This is a genomic window from Paeniglutamicibacter sp. Y32M11, assembly GCF_019285735.1.
In the GTDB taxonomy this organism is placed as follows: domain Bacteria; phylum Actinomycetota; class Actinomycetes; order Actinomycetales; family Micrococcaceae; genus Paeniglutamicibacter.
The window spans coordinates 1033344-1054044 of the sequence record NZ_CP079107.1 but is presented as its reverse complement, the minus strand read 5'-3'; the positions used below and the strand labels follow the sequence as shown (position 1 = coordinate 1054044).

The window sequence follows — 20701 nt, the reverse complement described above, 5'->3', positions numbered from 1 at the left end:
ACACAAGGTTGGGGGAAAACAAAAATCGTCCCCTCCCCCAATGTCAGTTAGTCCTGACGCAGTGCCCGGCGTCGCAATTCAAGCTCAAGCAGCTCGCGATTGATGCGTTGGAAACCCTCTGGATCCCCCGCCGGATCCATGCGTTGAAGCTCACCCATCTTTTCTGCTTTCATGTGTGTGATTTGCAGCTCAAAGAGTCGGTTGATGATGTCGTTGCAGTAGCGCAGCAACGCCTCGGTACTGCTGGCCGGCAGTGGGGTGACCGCCAACTCGGAGACGAAAGATCGCAAGGGGTCTGGTACTTCCTGCCGAATGGCTTCGACCCATTGTGCCGGTGTGGCACCTGACTGTCCGGCTGCACGCACGGCATCGTGGACGGCGGCATGTGCCGGCGCCATGAACCTGGCGTCATAAAATGCTTGCCATTGCTCGGGAGTCAGCTGAGCGGGCTGTTGCAGGACAACTTCCAAGGCCTCGCGCTCCATGCGGGAGACCGGGTCGCGCGGGTCCGGACGGCTGAAGACCGGGACCGCCGGGGCCTCGTCGTTCGGCTGCGCAGCGTGGGACTGGTGCGCTGTCTGTGTTTCGGTCTTGGGCATCCGATTCCGACGTACGGCGGCACCCACGGCCCGATTAACGTCTTCGACGTCCATGCCCAACCAGCCGGCCAGTTCGCGGGCATAGGCGGGACGAATGGCCGAATCCTTGATCCCGGCAACGATCGGTGAGCTCACGCGCAGCGCCTGCACGCGCCCCTCAACGGTATTGAGGTTGAAGTTCTTCAGCCCAGCCTTGATGGCGAATTCAAAGAGCGGTCGTTTGTTGTCAATGAGTTCGCGCACGGCCTCGGGCCCACGCGTCTGGCGCAGGTCACAGGGGTCAGCACCGGTGGGTTCCACGGCGACGTAGGTCTGGGCGATGAATTTCTGGTCCTCTTCGAAGGCACGCAGTGCTGCCTTCTGGCCGGCGGCATCACCGTCAAAGGTAAAGACCACCTCACCGCCGGATCCGTCGTCGCGCAACAACCGCCGGGCAATCTTGATGTGGTCGGTGCCAAACGCGGTTCCGCAGGTGGCTACGGCCGTGCCGATGCCCGAAAGATGGCAGGCCATCACGTCGGTATAACCCTCAACAACAACAATCTGGCGCGTCTTGGTGATTTCTTTCTTGGCCAGATCCACGCCGTAAAGAACCTGCGACTTCTTGTAGAGCTGTGTCTCTGGGGTGTTGAGGTATTTGGGACCTTGGTCGTCCTCGTAAAGCTTGCGTGCACCGAATCCAATGGTTGCCCCGGTGATGTCGCGGATGGGCCAGATCAATCTGCCGCGGAACCTGTCATAAATGCCGCGGTTACCCTCGGAGAAGATACCGGTGAGCTTAAGTTCTTCTTCCTGGAAACCTCGACCGCGCAGATGCTTCAGCGCCGCGTCCCAGCCCTGGGGCGCGTATCCAACACCGAAGTGCGCCGCAGCCTCGGCATCAAAGTTGCGCTCGGCAAGGAACTTCTGGCCAGCGGCGGCACCCGGGGTGGTGAGCTGTTCGCGGAAGAACTCCTCGGCAATCTTGTGCGCGTCCAGCAGTCGCTGGCGGCGTCCGGTCTCTTCGCGACGCGGCCCCGTGCCGCCGTCTTCGTAGTGCAGTTCGATACCGGAGCGCGCGGCCAGCTGCTCAACGGTTTCGGAGAAGGTGCCGTGGTTGATCTTCTGCAAGAAGGCGATCACGTCACCCGATTCGCCACAGCCAAAGCAGTGGAAGGAGCCGACCTGCGGGCGCACGTGGAAGGACGGTGAGCGTTCGTCGTGGAAGGGGCACAGGCCCTTGTACGAGCCGACACCGGCGGATTTCAGCGTCACATACCCGTCAATGACTTCCTTGATATCCGTGCGGTTGCGGACTTCATCGATATCTTCGCGCTTAATCAGACCAGCCATGCCCTCCATTCTAGTGACCCCGGGCCGCTAGATGTTCCGTATCGCTACGGGCTGTGGATCACAACCCGTAGCGGTTAGAACAGCGAGTCGTTAAAGCTCTTGCCCAATACCAACGTGGAGTGCCATTCGATGGCCGAGGCGTCGGTGAGCGAGGCCACCTGATCGATGACCGTACGCAGTCGGGCAGCGTCATCTGCGGAGTCACGCCAGTCGGCGGCAAAGAGCGGTTCGAGGTACCTGTCCCCGTTCTCATTAAGCAGATTCACCAGCTCGGTGAGGATCTCGCCCTGGCGCGCATAGATGGGTTTCCGCTCTTCGGTGGCCATCACGTAGGTGGTCGCCAGGCCCTTCATCGCGGCAATCTCATGCTCGGTGGATTCGGGCACGATCAACGAAGCGTTAAAGCGGGTCAGCTCACCGGGTCCGTACTGCTCCCGCGTGGCGTCAATCGCCGACTGGCAGAAGCGGCCAATAAACTGACTCGTCATGTCCTTCAGCGCCGCCATGGAACGGCGTGAGCCATCGGCGTGCGGCACCCATTCCGCAGTCGCCTCCAGCCGGGAGAAGGCGGCCTCGATGACGGCATCCTCAACCTGCGGCAGGTACCACTGCTTGGTGAATTTGATGGCAGTGGCCCGATGCACCGGATCCAGAATCCACCGCAGCTGGAAGCGCCCGGCGTTTATTGCGTCCTCCACATCGTGAACCGAGTAGGAGATGTCATCGGCCAGATCCATGACCTGGGCCTCGATGCAGGTCTGCCCAGCTTGAGCACCGGAACCGGCGCGCAGCCAGTTGAAAACCGGGGCGTCATCAACGTAGACCCCAAATTTGGAGGTAGTCTTCCCGTTCTTTTGCGGCGCATCTTCGCGTAACCACGGGTACTTGCAGGCGGCATCCAGCGAGGCTCGCGTGAGGTTTAATCCCGCGGAGGCACCGGTGTGCCGGAACGTTTTGGTCTCGATGCGGGTGAGCAGGCGCAGCGTTTGGGCGTTGCCCTCAAACCCACCAATCTCCGAAGCGAGTTCGTTCAGCGCGGTTTCACCGTTATGGCCAAAGGGCGGATGGCCCAGGTCATGGGCCAGACACGCGGTGTCAACCACATCCGGGTCACACCCCAGCGTGGCACCGAGTTCTCGACCCACCTGGGCGACCTCGAGGGAGTGGGTCAGCCGGGTGCGGACAAAGTCACTCGAGCTGGGGGCCACGACCTGTGTTTTGGCCCCGAGGCGGCGCAACGCCGAGGAGTGCAGCACGCGGGCACGATCACGCTCGAAGGCCGTCCGGTATGCCTTCTTCGGCGGTTCGGGTGCCCATCGTTCTTCGTCGGCTTCGCTGTATCCGGGGATCTGCACCATGGTTTTCCTAGCCGCCCGAGACGTCAAGTTCGGCCGCGGAAATCATGGCCTTGTGCTTTTCGTCCATTTCGCGCGTGGCGAGCCAGCCATCGGGCAGGTGCGTCTTCTTCGGCGAACCGGCGCGTCCACGCTGACCCTCGGCATCCTTGCCCGGGTAGGGCATGGAGTGATCCAGCTGTGCCAGCAGTTCGCTCAGAACTTCCAGGGTGGGGACCTGGGCGAGGGCGGAACGAATGTCTCCGCCCACCGGGTAGCCCTTGAAGTACCAGGCCATGTGCTTACGAATATCGCGCAGCGCCTTGAACTCGTCCTCGAAGTATTCGGTCAGTAGTTCGGCGTGGCGGTATACGGTCTCGGCAACCTTGGCCAGACCCGGAGTGAATCGCTTATCGGTACCCTCGAAGGCGGCCTGAAGATCACCGAAGAGCCACGGGCGGCCCATGCAACCACGGCCCACAACGATGCCGTCAACACCGGTCTGCTGCACCATGGCTACAGCATCCTCGGCACTCCAAATGTCTCCGTTGCCCAACACCGGAACATCGGGCAGGGATTCGCGCAGTCGTGCGATCGAATCCCAGTCGGCCTTGCCGGAGTAGTACTGGCTGGCGGTGCGACCGTGCAGTGCCACCGCTGCCACACCGTGGTCACGGGCGATCTTGCCGGACTCGATGTAGGTGAGGTGATCCTGGTTGATGCCCTTGCGCATCTTGATGGTCAGCGGGATATCTCCACGAGCTGCCTCGGTGGTGGCTGCCTTGATGATGGAAGTGAACAGATCGGTCTTCCATGGCAGTGCTGCTCCGCCACCCTTGCGGGTGACCTTGGGAACGGGGCAGCCGAAATTCAAGTCAATGTGGTCGGCGCGGCCTTCCTCAACGACCAAGCGCACGGCGGCGCCCACGGTCTTGGGGTCCACACCATAAAGCTGGATGGAGCGCAGTGATTCATCCGCATCGTGGGAAATGATCCGCAACGATTCGGGATTACGTTCAACTAGGGCACGTGAGGTGACCATCTCGGTGACATAGACGCCGCCACCGTATTCACGGCACAGGCGTCGGAACGCCTTATTAGTGATGCCAGCCATCGGCGCCAGAATCACTGGCGTATTAATGGTGTGCTTACCCAACTGCAGCGGAGGCAGCTCGAGTTTCGCCGGCGTGGGCGCGTCTGTTTGAGATAAATCGGAAATTGCAGTCACTAACCCATTCTCTCAAATAGATCCAAATCCGTACCACCGAAGTGCAGACTTGTGCATCACACGCGAATATTGCGTGGACTTCCAACTTTGGAGCGAGCCCACGAACATTTGCGGGTAAAGGAAAAACGTGCCCCTCTTATTTTGGTCATGCGGCAACAACGCGGATGAACCAGCCCAAGATGGGCCGCTTGATCGTCGGCATAGTGGGGTCGTGCCCGGCTGGGCTCAACGACCCAAGGCTCGAGGACTCGGCAGCGCACAGCAGCGCCAAAGATCTAGGAACTTCCGTGTAGGGCTTCAGCCGTGTTTGGTAGCGCTGGTCAGTGTGGAATTGCCGCTGGTGCTCATCCGTGGAGGTTTCGCTGACTGTGTCACGGCCTTCGGTTAGCATGGCACTATGCGATGGTTTCTTCGATGAGGTGGGAAGCGTCTTTTAGCACGCGTTCCTCTCCGGGGATACCCCGGGGTACGCAGTATTGCCTGATCCATGCACCGCAGGTGCGTCTCTGCGCTTCGCGCAGCTCGGCACCCGCACAGACAGCTAGGTCATCGGAGAACCATCGCACCCATGACAAGTGACCCTGCCCCGGTGACCCCCGCCTCGGCAACGCTGAGGCGCACGCCCCACCCCACAGCGCCAGCCATTGCAGCGACACTGGCGCAGGCATTCCTCGGTTCCCCACGATGGGCAAAGACCGAACTCATCAGCGCCGGCGCGCATGTTTTAGGCGCACGACGGCGTTGGCTGGGTCCCCTGATAACCCAGATTCTGCACCTGTATCCGCGGCCACCCATCGACGCTCCTCGCGAACTGAGCGCAACGATCCTCCTGAGTGAGCCCTTCGCCGAGGCCGTAGCCAAGGCAGCTCATCAACGAAAACCACTGCGCATGGCCAACTATGTACTTAGGCCCGCAACGGCCCGTGAGAATAGGCAGCCCAAGATTCCCCGCCTTGACACCCTGGCCAGCCTCGCCGGACTGCTCGAGCTCACCTATGGGGAGTTGGAATGGTTTTCCGATCCGCAACATTGGAACCGGAAGGCCGAACGGAAGCTTCAGCACTACCGCTACGAGTGGCGGCAGCGCCCGGGCAGGCTTCCGCGATTGTTGGAGATTCCTGCCCCACGTTTGCGAAAAATTCAAAGGACTGTGCTCCGGGAGCTGCTGTACCCCATTGAGCTCCATGGCGCCGCCCACGGATTTGTTCCAGGCCGAAGCGCAGGCACCGGAGCGGCACAGCACACCGGTCAGGAGGTGGTGATCAACCTCGATTTGGTGACATTTTTCGCCAAGGTCCCCGCCGGGCGAGTATTTGGTACGCTCCGGCAAGCCGGATATACCGAATCTGTAGCGCATCGACTCACCGGCCTTTGCACCCACTCAGTCCCACCGAGGGTCCTGTCCCTGATGCCTGACGGCGGCAATCCCACCGAACGTTTTGCGCTGCGGCAGGCGCTCTCACTGCCGCATCTTCCGCAAGGAGCGCCAACTTCACCCATGGTGGCAAATTTGTCCTTGCGGAGGCTGGATTCCCGTCTCTCCGGACTCGCGAAAAAGTTCGACGCCCGCTACACCCGCTACGCCGATGACCTCGCCTTCAGCGGCGGCAAGGAATTAGCACGGCGAACCTCTGCCTTCATTCGTACTGCCATCAGCATCATTGAAGCCGAGGGCCACGAAGCCAACCGGCTAAAAACACATGTGCGCCCTGCCAGTGTTCGGCAATTGGTGACATCAGTGGTGGTCAACAAGCACCCCAATGTCACCCGTTCGGACTTTGACCGGCTCAAAGCGATCCTCCACAATTGCCTTTCCACGGGGCCGGAATCGCAAAACAGGGAGGCCCACACTGATTTCCGCGGCTATCTACTGGGACATATTTCGTGGGTAGCTGCACTCAATCCAGACCGAGGCACCAAGCTGCTGCATGATTTTCATCGAATCCAGTGGTAGCCCTCCAGATAATCCCTACACGTGCGGGGCATATGACCGCATTAAGCCCATGGGCGAGATAACCATCATTTCTTGATGGAATGTTTTCTCGTTTGCGTCGCTTGTACCTAGAAGCAGGAGTTTCCCGGCGCAGCCATCGATCGGAGCACGCATGACAAAGAAGATTGGTTTCCTGACCTTCGGCCATTCGGGCGGCTCCAGCAAATCGCCGGTGCCCACCGGAGCCGATGCCGTGCGCCAAATGCTGGACCTAGCGGTGGCCGCCGAGGAATCGGGTTTTGACGGGGCCTGGATGCGGGTGCATCACTTCGGCAATTCACTTTCCACCCCATTCCCGCTGCTCGCGGCCATGGCAGCGAAGACCACCACGCTGGAAGTGGGAACCGGGGTCATTGACATGCGTTATGAAAACCCCCTCTACATGGCAGAAATGGCCGGAGCGACCGACGCCATCAGCAACGGGCGCCTGCAGCTGGGCATCAGCCGTGGCTCACCCGAATCGGCCCGCGATGGTCAACACCAGTTCGGCTACGACCTAGAACCTGACCACGACTGGGCCACCGAAACCCGGGCGCGTACCGCCCGCTTCCGTTCCGCGATCTCCGGGGTCGGAATGGCCCATCCAATGCCGGATCGCCATCACGATCAGGATTCGTTACTGCCCATCAATCCCCTCTCCCCCGGCCTGGAAAACCGGATCTGGTGGGGCGCGGCAACCATCGGATCGGGGGTGTGGACAGGCTCGGTGGGCATGAATCTACTGTCCTCCACGCTGCTGTTAGAGGACGATGGACGCCCCTTCCATGTGCTGCAGGCGGACCAGCTACGCCAATATAAGGACGCGTATGCCGCCAGCGGGCACAGCACCGGAGGCATGACGGCGGTGACCCGCAGCGCGTTCCCGATCACCACCAACACCGATGAGATCTACTTCGGGCGCCGCGAGCACGGCGACTCCGTGGGCGTGCTTGACGGGTCGGTGGCGCGCTCGGGGCCCACCTACGCGGGATCCCCCGAGGACGTCGCGCAGCAATTCATCAACGATGAGGCGATCAGCGAGGCCGACTATGTTCTCTTCGCGCTGCCGAATCAATTGGGCGTGGACTACAACACCCATGTGATGACCGAGATCGCGAACATCGCCCGAGAACTGGGCTGGAAAAAGTAATACCACCCGCACACAACGATGGCGTCGGACGCTTCCCGCAAAGGGAAGCATCCGACGCCATCTGCGTACCTGCTGTATTTCTAGGCCGTGGCCACGATGTGCGTGGTGGCAATGACGGTGGCGTGATTCTTCGTGGCCAAAACATCAACCAACGAGGAAAGCACCACCATTGACTCATCAACCTCAAGCTTCACCGGGTACTGGTGAACCAGCATGGCCAGCATCCCGCGGATAGGCTCGGCCGATTCCTCTTCGCTCAGTTCCGGGTTCCAACCCAAGAGCACATCCGCCGGCGCATCGGCGCGCGCAGGGGTGTAGCTGATGGCGAAGGACAGGATCTTTCCACCACGAGATTTGGGCTTATCGCGGAAGATGATCACGCCCTGGGCTCCGGTCGCGTCATCCAGCAACATCTTCTGGGCACTGCCCAGGGTCATGTTGGCCGGATCCCAGGCGTGGGTGGAGTTGTAGAACTCGATGACCAGCTTCGTCAGCTCGACACTGCCGGTAGCAATCTCATCGATGGTCAACCCATCCTCGGCGAAGATCGGCAGGGCCAGGCCGCCCGGCTCGATGACCACGTCGCGGGTGCGCTGGATGGTGCGCATCCCCAGTGCCGCGCAGAAGCCTGCCGCGGCCGCGGCATCGGTTCCGGCGGTCACGGTGTAGCGAGCCTTCAGCTCACTGCTCTGTGTTGCCGGGATCAGGGCGCGCAACTGCTGCACCAACTCGGTGCCCACACCGGTGCGGCGGTGTTCGCGAGCCACCTCAACGTAGAGCCACAGGCGCGTCGGGTGCAGCGTGGAGGCAAACACCACGCCGGCTGCCACGGCGATGCCCTGATCCGTGGCCACCAGCGCACGGCTGAAGGGCGCGTCCGAATCCTTACGGAACATGGTTCGGTCTTGGTGGGCATGCGGGGACGCCGGATCGCCGAAGAGTTCCAGCAATTCCAGGTCGTCCCCGTCCCGCCAGGGCCGAAATTCCAGTGTCGACATGGTCTTAGGCTCCGTTGAGGCGCTCGGACAGGTAGGTGCGCACCTGATCCAGTGCCACACGTTCCTGGGTCATGGTGTCGCGGTCACGGATGGTCACGGCCTGATCCTCGAGAGTATCGAAGTCAACGGTGATGCAGAACGGGGTACCAATCTCATCCTGACGGCGGTAACGCCGGCCAATGGCACCGGCATCATCGAAGTCGATGTTCCACGTCTTGCGCAGTTCGGCGGCCAGCGCCTTGGCCTTCGGCGACAGTTCCTCGTTGCGCGAGAGCGGCAGCACAGCGGCCTTGACCGGTGCCAGACGCGGGTCAAGCTTCAGCACGGTGCGCTTGTCCACACCGCCCTTGGCGTTCGGGGCTTCGTCCTCAACGTAGGCATCAACCAGGAAGGCCATCATCGAACGGGTCAAACCGAAGGACGGCTCGATCACGTACGGGGTGAAGCGTTCGCCGGTGGCCTGGTTGAAGTAGCTCAACTCGGTGCCCGAACCCTTGGAGTGGCTAGTCAGATCGTAATCGGTGCGGTTGGCGACGCCCATGAGCTCGCCCCACTCCGAACCCTGGAAGCCAAAGCGGTACTCGAAGTCGATGGTGCCGGCCGAGTAGTGAGCGCGGTCTTCCTCGGGGACATCAAAACGACGCAGGTTCTCTTCGCTAATGCCAAGATCCAGGTACCAGGCCCAGCAGTCCTCGACCCACTGATCGAAGAACGCCGGAGCGTCCTCCGGTGCGGTGAAGAACTCGATTTCCATCTGCTCGAACTCACGGGTACGGAAGATGAAGTTGCCCGGCGTGATCTCATTACGGAACGCCTTGCCGATCTGGCCAATGCCAAACGGCGGCTTCTTACGGCTCGCGGTCAGCACGTTGTTGAAGTTCACGAAGATGCCCTGCGCGGTTTCCGGACGCATGTACGCCATGCCTGCGGCGGTGTCTACCGGGCCCAGGAAGGTCTTCATCAAGCCGGAGAACATCTGCGGTTCGGTGAACTGACCCTTGGTGCCGCAGTCGGGGCAGGCAATTTCGCTCATGCCGTCGGCCGGCTGGCGCTTCTTCTTGTTGACGAAGGCCTCAATGAGGTGGTCCTGGCGGTGACGCTTGTGGCAGGAGACGCACTCGACCAGCGGGTCGGTGAAGGTGGCGACGTGGCCGGAGGCTTCCCAGACGGCCTTAGGCAGGATGATGGAGGAATCAAGGCCCACCATGTCCTCACGTCCGCGGACAAAGCTCTGCCACCACTCGCGCTTGATGTTTTCCTTCAGCTCGGTACCCAGTGGTCCGTAGTCCCACGCGGAGCGAGAGCCGCCGTAGATTTCACCCGCCTGGAAAACGAAGCCACGCCGTTTGGCGAGGGAGATGACTTGATCGAGCTTGGACTGAGGCGCCATAACAACTCCAATGGTTCACGAGGCCGCTGGTTGCGGTCCGTTGGGCGAAAAACATACTCACCCAGCCTATCGTGTTTGCCTCGTGCACTTCGAGCTTCGGGCGCTCCTTCACCCCCTACCGAGGTGAACGTTTGCTGAAATTTCACCGCCCTTGCCGCCGAGCGTGCGAGGGAGTGAATGCAAATCCGGAGCTCTTTTAAACGACAATGGCCGATTCCGCCCGCAGAGGATCTTCAGGCATGGGCGATCAGCGAATCGCTGCTAGAAATTGCGGCCCGGGCAAGGATCAAGATTGACCTACCCAGCACCGGGACGCCGGCAGCTCACCTAACCGGAGTTTGCCAAGAATCTGGTAATCAGCGAAAAAACCGTGGGCACGCACATCTCAAACATGCTGCGTAAAACCGAGACCCCGAATCATTGAGACCTCACGCGCTTGGCCACCCGCCCGGCTCCCGACACACGGTCTTGAAGGTCAGGGGGGGTGATTCATCATCCCTAGTTTGACTCAGCCGACGGCTGTCTGCCCCAGCGGCTCAAGCAAGGCCCGACGCATTTTCTCGTTCAGTTGCGGCGGAACATCAACGTCCACGGCCAGGGCCTGAAGAATTCGGCTCAAATAGTTTCTGGCCGCCGCTGCCAGAGCAATGTCAACGATCTCCCGGTCCCTAAATCCTAGACTTCGCAGGCGCAGACTGTCTGACTCGTCCATGGCGTCCGAGTTGGTGCTCAGCTTGCGGGCGAAGTCCATCATCGCCACCTCGGCCTCATTCAGGTCCGCGTTGCGGTAGTCCTTGGCGATCCGCAGTAGTTGGTCTTCGGCCAGGAAATGTAGCGCCTTGTAGCCGTGGGCCAGCAGGCAATGCGCGGAACCGATACCCTGGGCCGCAGCCAGAGTGACCAGTTCGTAGCGGCGCGGCCCCAACGACGCAACAATCGTCGATTGCAGGGCCTTCCACGCTTGAAAGGCCTCCGGGTGCAGGGCCAGAACCTTGGTGTGGCTTGGTACGTAACCCAGTGCGCTCCGGTCCGCCGCATACAACGCGGCCGTGGCTCCGACGGCGTTGGATTCGCTCGTGGTGTTAAGAATGCTCATGGTCCTGCTCCTCGGTCCCGAGGGTTCTCAGCAGTCGCCCTGGCCGCGCAGAAGGCGATCATCGGTGCCGCACCCACGTATTCCTCGGGTTGCGACCACATGCCGTTCCGCGCACGGGCCACTGCTTCTTCCCGTGATGGTTGCAGTGTAGAACGCGGCATCCGTTGCTCTCATGGGGCAGCCGCCCCATCTTGGACCGGTTCTGCGGTACGGAGCATCACCACGGTGCCAGCTCCGGCGGTGAGGAGGAAGAACGAGAGTTAGTTACGCCTTGTGCGTGTTCGCCCGCCGGCCACCGAGGTCAGAGCGACAGCAGCCAGCGTTAATATTGTTCCGGCGACTGTTGCCCCGTTCACCACGGCACCGGGCGCGGGGACCACCACGTCGATCAGCAGCGATCCCACCAGCTGCCCGCAAATCATGCCAAGTCCGGTCAGCAGCACACCCAAGTGCCTCACCAGAAACGCCGCAAGGCCGATAAAAATGCAGCCCAGCGGACCACCCAGGTAGTACCACCATTGGGTCGGCAGGGCATGTGGGAGGCCCACGGAGGGCATCCGAACCAACAAGATGATGACCAGCATGATTGCACCGACACCAAAGTTCATCAACGTTGCCGCCACGGGGGTTCCATAGGCTCGGGCTTGGACACCGTTGGCCGCCGATTGAAATCCCATCAAGAAGCCAACGACCAGCGGAATGATGGTTGGTAGCAACAATGTACTGATGGACCCGGTGGTGGCGAGTCTCGGGCTAACGGCCCAGATGACGCCCACGATCGTGAGCAGCGCCCCGATGGCGCGTACGCCGCTGATGCGGCGGCGCCCGCCGGGGCCAAACCCGATGCTGTCCACGAGCATTGACCCAAGAGTCTGTCCGGTGACGATGGAAACGGTAAAGAGCGCGACTCCCAGCAGTGGCACGGTGTAGGTCTGCGAAATGACCACCGATGCCCCCACGCAGCCGGCCGCCAGGTACCACCATGGGAAACGTTTTTCCCGTAGCGCCCGCGGGATTTCACGGGCTCCGGCCCTAGCCCAGGGCACGACCAAGGAGATGATGATCAGCAGGATCAGCCCGGTGCAAAAGCTGACCAAGGATGCCGCGATTGGATCTCCGAGGTGAAGTCCGAGGGCACCGTTGATTCGACTCTGGATGGGCATGGCCAGTCCGGCCAGCACGGCAATAGCAAGATAGATCGGCGCCCTGGACCGTGGGGCCGTTTCCGTTGCGGTGCTACTTTGGGTCATGATGCTTTTTGTGCCTTCCAGCGTGGTCGTCCATTGGGCTGCCAGGAAGCGATGAAGACGGCAAGCAGCGTTGCTAGTGTTCCAGCAATTTCATTGCCGCTCACTTTTTCGGGTGAGAGTATCAGGTCCAAGATCAGGGATCCGAGCAGTTGCCCCGTAACAAGGCCAATGCCCAAGACCAAGGATCCGAGCTTGGGGACCAAGGTGACACCGGTGACCACAAAGAGGATCCCGAGCGGACCGGCAAAATACATCCACCAGGCGGGGATCGCCGAGTAGCCGAACGGTTCAATGTGCAGTAATCCGGCGATACTCATGGCCACGATGAGTCCGGCCGATGAGGCGAGATAGTTGAGCCCGGTTGCTGTGGTGGTCGAACCATAGGCTTGCCCGGCCCGGCCATTCATTGATTGTTGAAAACTGACCAATAGACCAGCAACAACGGCTATGGCTAAGGAAATGACAGCAGCAGGTGACTGGCCGCTATGGGTGATGGGGTCCCATGCTGCGATGACGGCACCGATGACCAGAATCGCGGCGCCAATGATCCTGCGGCGGGTGATCGGTTGTTTGCCTGCTGGGCTAAAGCCAATCACATCGATGAGGATGCTCGAAATTGTTCTGGCTCCCACCACGGCCACGGCGAAGAGTGCTAATCCGATGTTCCCGACGCTTAGCGCCTGAGCGAGCATGTAATAGGCACCGATCACTCCCGCCAAGATGTACCAGCGTGGAATTGTTCGTTCTCGCCATACGGCTCCGAAACGTTTCCATCCGGCCCGGGCGGCAGGAATCGCTAGGCTAGCCACCAAGAGGCAGGCCAGCGACGTGATGGAGCTAAATAGTGCTGCAGCAAGGTACCCACCCAAGTAAAGTGCTGCATTCGAGGTGATCAGCGCCTGCAGGGGCATCAAGATGCCTGCTGCACCGGCCATGGCCAGCGGTAACGCGTTAGAACGTGTGTCGGGGCTGGCCACGTGACTCCTTCAGGGACAAACTATTTCCATCTCAACCTACGCCGCGCAACGCCTCGACTGGACATTTTGTGTCTAACGCACCACAAACGAGCACTGTGGAGCATCCGAGTGCTTCCCTGTGGCATCGGATGCGCGATGATGGATACATGGCAAATTCCGAGACTTTCCCCATCCAAATCCGCGACGAATCAATTCGACTCGGTCAGCTGCTCAAGCTTGCATCGTTTGCAGACGACGGATTCCACGCGAAGCAGTTAATCGAAGACGGTCTGGTGAAGGTCAACGGCGCGATCGAAACTCGTCGTGGCGCACAGATCCGCAAGGGCGACATCGTCAGCCTCGGTGGCGACAGCATCACCGTAGAAACGGCTTAATTCTTTATCAAGATGTATTCGCAGTTGGTTTTAGGCGTTCCAGCTCACCGCGATGATGCCTTGGACATCCTCTAGGCTCAGTCCTGCCTTGCGTGCCGCAGCGACCAGTCGCTGGACGTCCTTGAGCGTTGGAGTTTCTAGCACGAGGCCGGGGTTGACTCGGGTTCCGTTGGCGCGTCCGGTGCGCACCAATCCGGTTGATTCAAGTTCTTTATAGGCCTTGGCTACCGTGCCGGCGGCTACCCGAAGGTCCCCGGCCAGCTGTCGTACCGGCGGCAGCCTGGCGTCAGCCGCCAACTCGCCGGACTGAATCAGGGCCGTGATCTGGGCGCGGATCTGTTCAGCGGGGCCGCTGGGATGGGTCGTATCAAGAGTGATCATGCAATCACCGTGGTCGTGGAGTGTTCCTTCAATGGACGCAGAGTTGTTGTCATCCAACCCAGCCAGCGCACCAACAAGATCGTGCCGATGACTAAAAGCATCAGTGCCACCACGGCAATGACTACCGCAAGTGTTCCCAGCACGGGGTCGAGGACCGTGTCCGGAATCGTGGCAGCCTCGGCGACCTGCCCCACCTCATAGGCAGTACTTTGACCCGAGCTAAATAGTGCCGAGGCTGCGAACAACATTAACGGTGCGGCTTGGAGACAAAGCATCGCGCTGAACCCCGTACTGATGACGAATCCAACATTGGTACGCACCGCATCGTCGAAGGCCAGAAGTTTAGTCGCTCGCAGGCGAGGTCGGCGCGCATTGCTATGCAAAGCCCACAGGCTCAACCCGGCACCCACCAGCAACAGGCCCAGTACCGGCAGCCCGTAGTACCACCCGGGGAAGGGACCGACCGACCCGTGACCCAGTTGAATGTGCGTCACCACCATGTTGTTGTCCAGCTCGGCGCCGTTGGCCGAAATGTAGGGCAAGTTCCGGAAGCGACCTTTTTCGTCGGTTCCGGAGAGGATTCCGGCAACAAGTAACCCAACGGTGGTGGCCGCCAACAAAACTGTCGGCACAATGATTCCCCACCGAGGACCAAAAGTTGCCGTGGACCGTGGTGTTAGATCAGCGCTCGCCACCGAGGAAGCCACACTGCCCGAATCCGCAAACTCATACGGTAGTGGCCACCAGGCAAGGACAGCCGAGGCGAGGACCCACATACCCGCAGGTGCCACGGCCAACGGCAATCCGGCGGCCGAGGGGAACTGCTCGTGAAGGTTCCAGGCCAGCGCTCCCCCAACCACCAGGGCAACCAGCACAACGATGTTTCGGGCGCGCAGCACGCGCAAGACCTTGTGGGCAACGGATCGCTCTTGCCGATCAGCTACGGCACCAAGTATGCGCAGATCAGAGCGGTGTTGGGTGAAGATGGTCCGCCGAACTAGTACGAGCAGCCCCACTGCGAAGCCGAGAAACACCAGCAGAGCAAATCCGTTGACCATGAGCGTCCCTTTGCCTGGAGGAGGACGCCGAAGCGGCCCCCCTTGTATCAATAAACCAATACAAGCAGGGAGTTTTCCCTTGTGTCAATAGGGAGGTACAAGCCTCTTTAGACCGAGGCACCCTTGAGCACAACGTGAGTCAGGAACTCGTGCACGTGAGACATCTCTTGCGCATTGACCGAGTGGAACATATTTGTGTACAGCACCTTGGTCACGTGCACGTCTTGAGTGGCCCAGGCATGGGTGTATTCGATCTTGTCTTGCGTGATCACTGGATCCGCCTGATCTCGACCCCAGAACACCGGCTTGTTCATTTCCTTGAGCTTTTTGTCGTCGAAGAAGCCCTCACCCTCTTCTGGAACGGCAAACCCCGAGAGGCCAATGACGGTGGTAATCGCCTCGGGCTGGTGACGTAGCAGGGAGGTCGCCACCGCCATCCCCATGGAGAAGCCGAGCAGGCTCACCGACGAATGCTGCTTGGCAATCGGTTCCAGCCATGACCACAGATCCTCAATGGATGCCTTGACGGCATCAAATGAGTAATCCAGATCCTGCATCAGCGGGAACCAGGTGTAGCCCGGTCCCAGGGCCTGGGGCGCCCGGACGGAGACAATGGTCAATTCTTCCGGCAGCATGGGGGCCAGGCCCATCAGGTCCTCTTCATTGGAGAGGTATCCATGCAGGAGCACCAAAAGTGGCGTTCCTGCACGTTCGGCTTCGGGGCGGGACCAAATGACAGTGGGATTCCAACTTGTTTCGCTCACCCACCCAGTCAAGCAGAAATCTACGACACCGCTCAAATGCCAGGGAGCATTAGCTTGGGCTTCGCACGTATTCTTTGATAGGAATGTATCTGTGAACAACTTCATAGACCCTACCGCCGAAGAATCCGCCTCCCCCACCGAAGCATTACACCCCTGGCGCCGATTCGTCGCCATCGGCGATTCATTCACGGAGGGCATCGGTGATCCTGATCCACAGAGCCCCGGGGGAAACCGTGGCTGGGCGGATCGCGTTGCAGAGCAGCTGAGCCAAAACGTCGAAGGCTTTGCCTACGCCAATCTGGCCATCCGCGGCCGGCTCATCAACCAGATCTTTGACGAGCAAGCAGCACCAGCTCTCGAACTCAAACCCGATTTGATTAGTCTGTGCGCGGGTGGAAACGACGTCATCCGACCGGGCGGGGATCCTGATGCGATTGCCGACAAACTCGATGCGCTCGTGCGGGTCTTGGCGACCTCCGGTGCCACGATCCTGCTCTTCAACGGGCCAGATATTCGAGATACACCCGTACTTGGCGGCATTCGTGGCAAGGTAGCCATCTACAACGAAAACGTTCGGACCATCGCTGCGCGTTATGACGCCGTGGTGGCAGATATGTGGTCGCTTCAGGAACTGCACCAACCACAAATGTGGGCCGAGGATCGCCTGCATTTTTCTCCCTTGGGGCACCACACCATTGCGGCCATGGCCCTTGACTCGTTGAATGTTCCGCATAACCTGAAACATGTTCCAGCCAGTGAGATTGATGCCAAGAACTGGCGTGAGGCTAGGCGAGATGACCTTATTTGGGCTCGCGCTCATCTGGCCCCGTGGGTATTGCGACGGCTTCGCCACCAGTCCTCCGGTGATGGCATCACCGCCAAGCGACCGCTGGCTACCCCGTTCACCGAAAAGCCAATCAATACCTCGTTGGGCCACGGTCCGGCTGTCTAAACCTGATCAGCGTGACCGTCCCACGGGTCAATTCGCCTCATGGGGCACCCCAAGGGAACAAGCGGGCTCCACGCGTCGGGACATGGCAAAGGGTGGGTAGGACGAGAATTTTTCTCCTCCTACCCACCCTTTGCCATGAAAGCTACCTGCTAGATGGGGAAATCTAGCTGAAAATATTCTCACTGAGCGCGTCGCTGAGCTGCTCAATGTCAGTCAGAAAACCATCGTGGCCGATCGGCGAGGTGATGTATTGAACCGTGCACGGATTTGGCAGCGACTTTGCCAGCCGCTCGGACTGTTCGGGCCAATACAGTCGATCCGAATCCACCGCCGCGACCAAGAAGTTCACGTCCTCCACGCGTCCCAAGGCATCCTCAAGCGATCCGTGCCCACGGGCCACGTCATGGCTCATGAGCGCCTCGGTCAGCACCAGATAGCTATTGGCGTCAAAGCGGTTCGCCAATTTGCTCGCCTGGTGATCCAGATAGCTTTCTACTTGATACCGCCCACGGTTCAGGCTTGGGCTGCCCACAGGCAGTTCCTCGCCTTGAGCGTTGCGCCCGAACCTCAGATCCAGTTCGGCAGCGGTGCGATATGTGACGTGGGCCAGGCGCCGAGCAACGCCCAATCCAGCCGATGGGACCGAGTCGTTTGCGTAGTAGTCACCGCCGGCAAAATCGGGGTCTAGCCGGATGGCAGCGCTTTGCACCTGGGCAAAGGCGATCTGATCCGCCGAGGACTCGGCGGTGCAGGCCACCACCACACAATTTCTAACGCGTTCCGGGAATTCCACCGCCCATTCCAGGGCGCGGGCTCCACCCATGGAGCCACCCAACACGGTATGCCATGCCTGGATCCCCAGTGCATCTGCCAGACGCGCTTCAAGTCGCACCGAATCCTTGATGGTCGTGAAGGGAAAACGAGACCCCCACGGCTGACCCTCAGGATCTAGGCTGGCCGGTCCGGTAGTCCCGGAGCAGCCGCCAATCATATTGGCGGCCACCACGAAGAACCGATCCGTGTCCACCGTCTTACCGGGGCCGATGAAGCCATCCCACCAGCCAGCTTCGGTTGACGCCCCACGCGCTACGTGGCTGTCGCCCGTAAGCGCGTGGGCGATAAACACAGCGTTCGATGCGTCCTCGTTGAGCGTGCCCCACGTTTCATAACCCAGGACAACGCTTGGAAGCGTCCCACCCGTTTCAAAGGTGTACGCGCCGGTGGGTAGGTGCCTCAGGATACCGTCGGGCGCAAAGTCCAAGGCCGCCGCGGTTTCTGCATCGTAAAGCACCACTTTTGTCTCCAGGCTCATAGGGTTTCTTGCAGCTCAACATCATCAACGAGCAGTGCCACAGCATCAAATCCGGACTTCAGGTCTGCAATGATGTCAACGACATTCTCAATGCCCACACTCAAGCGCACGAGTCCAGGTGAGACACCGGCAGCCAGCTGCTCGGCCTCCGTCAACTGGGCGTGTGTGGTCGACGCCGGGTGAATGACCAACGAGCGCACGTCGCCGAGATTCGCTACGTGCGAGTGAAGTGTCAACCCGTCAACAAAGGCCTGACCGGCCCTGCTGCCTCCGGCAATTTCGAAGGCGACCACGGCACCGGTACCGCGCGGACCATACTTACGACCACGTTCAAACCACGGGCTGGACGGGATGCCCGCGTAACGCACACCTAGTACCTGCGGCTGCGCCTCCAGCCATGACGCAACGTCAACCGCGTTGGCTACATGACGTTCAATACGCAATGAGAGAGTTTCAAGACCCTGTGCAATCAGGAAGGCATTGAACGGTGCAACCGATGCTCCTAGGTCACGCAACAATTGCACGCGAGCCTTGAGGATGTAGGCCAGGTTGGCGCCCAAGGCACCGTTGACGCCAAGATCACGCGCAAAGACTAGACCGTTGTAAGACTCGTCGGGAGTGTTAAAGCCCGGGAACTTTACGGGATCTGCGGCGAAGTCGAAGTTGCCCGAATCCACGATGACACCCGCGATGGCCGTGCCGTGTCCGCCGAGGTACTTGGTGGCGGAGTGAATCACAATGTCCGCTCCCCATTCGATCGGACGGATCAGGTACGGGGTGGCCAAGGTGTTATCAACCAGCAGTGGCACACCGACCTCGTGCGCGATGGCAGAGACACCTTCGATATCCAAGACGTCCTGGCGCGGGTTGGAAACGACCTCTCCAAAGAACGCCTTGGTATTGGGCTTGACCGCTTCCCGCCACAGGGCAAGATCATCCGGATCGGCAACAAAGGTGACTTCGATCCCGAGCTTGCGCAGCGTGTGCTTCAGCAGGTTCTGCGTTCCACCATAGAGACTCGGGCTGGCGACGATATGGTCTCCGGCCTCGGCAATGTTCAGGATCGCGAGGGTGGTTGCTGCTTGACCCGAGGCCAAGAGCAAGGCCCCAACACCGCCTTCGAGGTTGGCGATGCGCGTTTCTACGGCTTCCTGCGTTGGGTTGCCAATGCGACTGTAGATCGGTGCAAGCTCGGCGAGGGCGAAGCGTGCGGCTGCACTTTCCGCGCTCGGGAAGACAAAGGAGCTGGTTTGGTAGATCGGCAGTGCGCGCGCACCGGTTGCTGCGTCAGGTTCCTGTCCAACGTGGATCTGACGGGTTTCAAAGGACCAATTCTCGGACATGACGTACCCTTCAATGTTTCTGGGGTATGCCCAAAGCCGGCCCGAGTGGGGCCGTGTCAATGCTGGGGGCAATCCCGCGCTTGTCCCACATCTTTTTGATATGGGGCCTGGTCTTCACCCGGGGCACCCCACCGCGGTGGAGGGTTGCCGTTCAGCAAGCCGGGGCTATCTGCTGAAACTCATGACCTTGGAAACAAGTTTGGCGTAATGCTTCATATCTTGGCAACCACGTCTCGCAATATGACGAATCTGGTCACTTTCTCACTACTGCGAGCGACCTTAGCAGGAGACCAGCTAATGCAAGTTAGGTAAGCCTAACTCGAGAGGCAGATCACAAAGTGCCATGATAGGCACATGATGAGGTTGGACCATGTAACTTATGCTTGTGGACCCGACGGCCTCGCGGCAACTGCCGCTCGGATCGGCGAGGCCCTTGGACTCGAATCTGTAAAGGGCGGTGTACACCCACGTTTTGGGACACGCAATGTCATCTTCCCGCTGAGGAACGGCCAGTACCTGGAAGTTGTTGAGGTTCTGAACCACCCGTCTTCCGACAAGGCACCGTTTGGGCAGGCAGTTCGTGCCCGTTCCGAACTTGGTGGAGGTTGGATGGGCTGGTGTGTTGCAGTTGACGATTTGGCACCCTTCGAAGAACGCCTCGGTCGCGGCTCGGTGCCAGGAAACCGGAAGTTCCCGGACGGACAGGAACTCACGTGGCGTCAGATCGGCATCAACGGTTTGATTGCCGATCCTCAAGTTCCCTACATGCTGCGTTGGGATGACGGCACCGAAAACCTGCATCCTTCAAAGGCGCTTGAACCGGTTGGCAAGATCTCCTCGATCAGCATTGCCGGTTCCAGCGAACGCGTTGCCGACTGGCTCGGACAGCCCGAACAGTTGCCCGTTGGAGACGTTGTTGTTGATTGGCAAGCTCCCAACGGGACGCCGGGAATCCTCTCGGTGACCTTTGAAACGCCATCGGGCTCGGTCACGCTCTAACTGCGCGACAAACCGACACCCGAATATCAGGAGGTGTGGTTGAACCGGAATTCGGTTCAACCACACCTCCTTCGGTGTTAACGACTCATGGACTTTATGGACGGTCAGTCACGGGGCCGAAGCGATGCGCCGGAAAGCCACGACTGAACACCATAGAAGGCCCGACCCGGTGCGGCTCAAGCCAAGCGGCGT

General features: G+C 60.2%; 19 protein-coding genes and 1 riboswitch. Of the genes, 6 read left to right on the top strand and 13 right to left on the bottom strand.

Translation table 11 applies throughout. The features are described 5' to 3' along the window. Positions 1-47 precede the first annotated feature (47 nt). From dnaG to dusB, 3 genes are all read right to left on the bottom strand, one after another. Positions 48-1931 (bottom strand): DNA primase, encoded by a 1884-nt coding sequence (gene dnaG / locus KUF55_RS04645; protein WP_218818136.1) that lies wholly within the window; start codon positions 1929-1931, stop codon positions 48-50. A 74-nt stretch (positions 1932-2005) separates the two neighbouring features. Further along, positions 2006-3289, bottom strand: coding sequence for a deoxyguanosinetriphosphate triphosphohydrolase (locus KUF55_RS04640; protein WP_168153578.1), 1284 nt, complete (start codon positions 3287-3289; stop codon positions 2006-2008). Between the two features lie 7 nt (positions 3290-3296). Further along, on the bottom strand, positions 3297-4493 hold the full coding sequence (gene dusB / locus KUF55_RS04635; protein ID WP_218818135.1) for a tRNA dihydrouridine synthase DusB: 1197 nt from the start codon (positions 4491-4493) through the stop codon (positions 3297-3299). Between the two features lie 568 nt (positions 4494-5061). Here dusB and KUF55_RS04630 point away from each other — a divergent pair. Both KUF55_RS04630 and KUF55_RS04625 read left to right on the top strand, forming a co-directional pair. Further along, positions 5062-6447, top strand: a complete 1386-nt coding sequence (locus KUF55_RS04630; protein WP_218818134.1) for a reverse transcriptase family protein — start codon at positions 5062-5064, stop codon at positions 6445-6447. A gap of 151 nt (positions 6448-6598) precedes the next feature. Then, a complete protein-coding gene (locus KUF55_RS04625; protein ID WP_218818133.1) occupies positions 6599-7615 on the top strand; it encodes an LLM class flavin-dependent oxidoreductase in 1017 nt (338 codons plus the stop codon). An 80-nt stretch (positions 7616-7695) separates the two neighbouring features. On the opposite strand, the gene KUF55_RS04620 is transcribed toward KUF55_RS04625, so the two are convergent. Together KUF55_RS04620 and KUF55_RS04615 are read right to left on the bottom strand one after the other, a co-directional pair. Next, a complete protein-coding gene (locus KUF55_RS04620) occupies positions 7696-8613 on the bottom strand; it encodes a GNAT family N-acetyltransferase (RefSeq protein ID WP_132361703.1) in 918 nt (305 codons plus the stop codon). A gap of 4 nt (positions 8614-8617) precedes the next feature. Further along, complete coding sequence (locus KUF55_RS04615) at positions 8618-10003, bottom strand: glycine--tRNA ligase (protein ID WP_132361715.1); 1386 nt, start codon at positions 10001-10003, stop codon at positions 8618-8620. Positions 10004-10373: 370 nt separating this feature from the next. Between KUF55_RS04615 and KUF55_RS18990 the strand changes: the two genes are divergently transcribed. Further along, entirely contained in the window at positions 10374-10427 is a 54-nt protein-coding gene (locus tag KUF55_RS18990) for a hypothetical protein (protein ID WP_370630982.1), read from the top strand. 84 nt (positions 10428-10511) lie between these two features. Here KUF55_RS18990 and KUF55_RS04605 read toward each other — a convergent pair whose 3' ends face one another. The 3 genes from KUF55_RS04605 to KUF55_RS04595 all read right to left on the bottom strand — a co-directional run bounded on the left by KUF55_RS04605 (position 10512) and on the right by KUF55_RS04595 (position 13326). Further along, positions 10512-11099 carry a carboxymuconolactone decarboxylase family protein gene (locus KUF55_RS04605; protein ID WP_132361717.1) on the bottom strand — a complete coding sequence of 196 codons (588 nt, stop codon included), beginning with the start codon at positions 11097-11099 and terminating at the stop codon, positions 10512-10514. Between the two features lie 260 nt (positions 11100-11359). Further along, complete coding sequence (locus tag KUF55_RS04600) at positions 11360-12349, bottom strand: DMT family transporter (RefSeq protein ID WP_132361719.1); 990 nt, start codon at positions 12347-12349, stop codon at positions 11360-11362. Further along, positions 12346-13326 (bottom strand): DMT family transporter, encoded by a 981-nt coding sequence (locus tag KUF55_RS04595; RefSeq protein WP_218818132.1) that lies wholly within the window; start codon positions 13324-13326, stop codon positions 12346-12348. The genes KUF55_RS04600 and KUF55_RS04595 overlap by 4 nt, the downstream gene beginning before the upstream one ends. Before the next feature lie 146 nt (positions 13327-13472). On the opposite strand from KUF55_RS04595, the gene KUF55_RS04590 reads away from it, so the two are divergent. Beyond that, positions 13473-13700 (top strand): RNA-binding S4 domain-containing protein, encoded by a 228-nt coding sequence (locus tag KUF55_RS04590; RefSeq protein WP_255557315.1) that lies wholly within the window; start codon positions 13473-13475, stop codon positions 13698-13700. Positions 13701-13730: 30 nt separating this feature from the next. Here KUF55_RS04590 and KUF55_RS04585 read toward each other — a convergent pair whose 3' ends face one another. The 3 genes from KUF55_RS04585 to KUF55_RS04575 all read right to left on the bottom strand — a co-directional run bounded on the left by KUF55_RS04585 (position 13731) and on the right by KUF55_RS04575 (position 15903). Beyond that, a complete protein-coding gene (locus KUF55_RS04585; RefSeq protein WP_132361723.1) occupies positions 13731-14081 on the bottom strand; it encodes a GntR family transcriptional regulator in 351 nt (116 codons plus the stop codon). Next, the gene (locus KUF55_RS04580; protein WP_132361725.1) at positions 14078-15139 is read right to left on the bottom strand and encodes a hypothetical protein; all 1062 of its coding nucleotides are present in this window, start codon (positions 15137-15139) and stop codon (positions 14078-14080) included. Before KUF55_RS04580 ends, KUF55_RS04585 begins: the two co-directional genes overlap by 4 nt. Before the next feature lie 107 nt (positions 15140-15246). After that, the gene (locus tag KUF55_RS04575; protein ID WP_132361727.1) at positions 15247-15903 is read right to left on the bottom strand and encodes an alpha/beta hydrolase; all 657 of its coding nucleotides are present in this window, start codon (positions 15901-15903) and stop codon (positions 15247-15249) included. Between the two features lie 91 nt (positions 15904-15994). Between KUF55_RS04575 and KUF55_RS04570 the strand changes: the two genes are divergently transcribed. Then, entirely contained in the window at positions 15995-16855 is an 861-nt protein-coding gene (locus tag KUF55_RS04570; protein WP_255557314.1) for an SGNH/GDSL hydrolase family protein, read from the top strand. A 163-nt stretch (positions 16856-17018) separates the two neighbouring features. Here the strand turns inward: KUF55_RS04570 and KUF55_RS04565 are convergent, their stop codons facing one another. Continuing rightward, positions 17019-18167 (bottom strand): homoserine O-acetyltransferase, encoded by a 1149-nt coding sequence (locus KUF55_RS04565; protein ID WP_218818131.1) that lies wholly within the window; start codon positions 18165-18167, stop codon positions 17019-17021. Beyond that, positions 18164-19510, bottom strand: a complete 1347-nt coding sequence (locus tag KUF55_RS04560; protein WP_132361733.1) for a bifunctional o-acetylhomoserine/o-acetylserine sulfhydrylase — start codon at positions 19508-19510, stop codon at positions 18164-18166. The genes KUF55_RS04565 and KUF55_RS04560 overlap by 4 nt, the downstream gene beginning before the upstream one ends. Positions 19511-19581: 71 nt before the next feature. Next, positions 19582-19697, bottom strand: a riboswitch (SAM riboswitch). Between the two features lie 167 nt (positions 19698-19864). Between KUF55_RS04560 and KUF55_RS04555 the strand changes: the two genes are divergently transcribed. Next, positions 19865-20509 (top strand): VOC family protein, encoded by a 645-nt coding sequence (locus tag KUF55_RS04555; protein WP_132361735.1) that lies wholly within the window; start codon positions 19865-19867, stop codon positions 20507-20509. Positions 20510-20701: the final 192 nt, after the last annotated feature.

Bases quoted from the DNA above. Each gene is read 5' to 3' on its own strand.
- KUF55_RS04600 (WP_132361719.1), bottom strand. From the start codon at position 12,349: ATGACCCAAAGTAGCACCGCAACGGAAACGGCCCCACGGTCCAGGGCG.
- KUF55_RS04625 (WP_218818133.1), top strand. From the start codon at position 6,599: ATGACAAAGAAGATTGGTTTCCTGACCTTCGGCCATTCGGGCGGCTCC.
- KUF55_RS04630 (WP_218818134.1), top strand. From the start codon at position 5,062: ATGACAAGTGACCCTGCCCCGGTGACCCCCGCCTCGGCAACGCTGAGG.
- KUF55_RS04640 (WP_168153578.1), bottom strand. From the start codon at position 3,289: ATGGTGCAGATCCCCGGATACAGCGAAGCCGACGAAGAACGATGGGCA.
- KUF55_RS04565 (WP_218818131.1), bottom strand. From the start codon at position 18,167: ATGAGCCTGGAGACAAAAGTGGTGCTTTACGATGCAGAAACCGCGGCG.
- KUF55_RS04580 (WP_132361725.1), bottom strand. From the start codon at position 15,139: ATGGTCAACGGATTTGCTCTGCTGGTGTTTCTCGGCTTCGCAGTGGGG.
- KUF55_RS04605 (WP_132361717.1), bottom strand. From the start codon at position 11,099: ATGAGCATTCTTAACACCACGAGCGAATCCAACGCCGTCGGAGCCACG.
- KUF55_RS04555 (WP_132361735.1), top strand. From the start codon at position 19,865: ATGATGAGGTTGGACCATGTAACTTATGCTTGTGGACCCGACGGCCTC.
- KUF55_RS04560 (WP_132361733.1), bottom strand. From the start codon at position 19,510: ATGTCCGAGAATTGGTCCTTTGAAACCCGTCAGATCCACGTTGGACAG.
- KUF55_RS04585 (WP_132361723.1), bottom strand. From the start codon at position 14,081: ATGATCACTCTTGATACGACCCATCCCAGCGGCCCCGCTGAACAGATC.
- dnaG (WP_218818136.1), bottom strand. From the start codon at position 1,931: ATGGCTGGTCTGATTAAGCGCGAAGATATCGATGAAGTCCGCAACCGC.
- KUF55_RS04620 (WP_132361703.1), bottom strand. From the start codon at position 8,613: ATGTCGACACTGGAATTTCGGCCCTGGCGGGACGGGGACGACCTGGAA.
- KUF55_RS04590 (WP_255557315.1), top strand. From the start codon at position 13,473: ATGGCAAATTCCGAGACTTTCCCCATCCAAATCCGCGACGAATCAATT.
- KUF55_RS04615 (WP_132361715.1), bottom strand. From the start codon at position 10,003: ATGGCGCCTCAGTCCAAGCTCGATCAAGTCATCTCCCTCGCCAAACGG.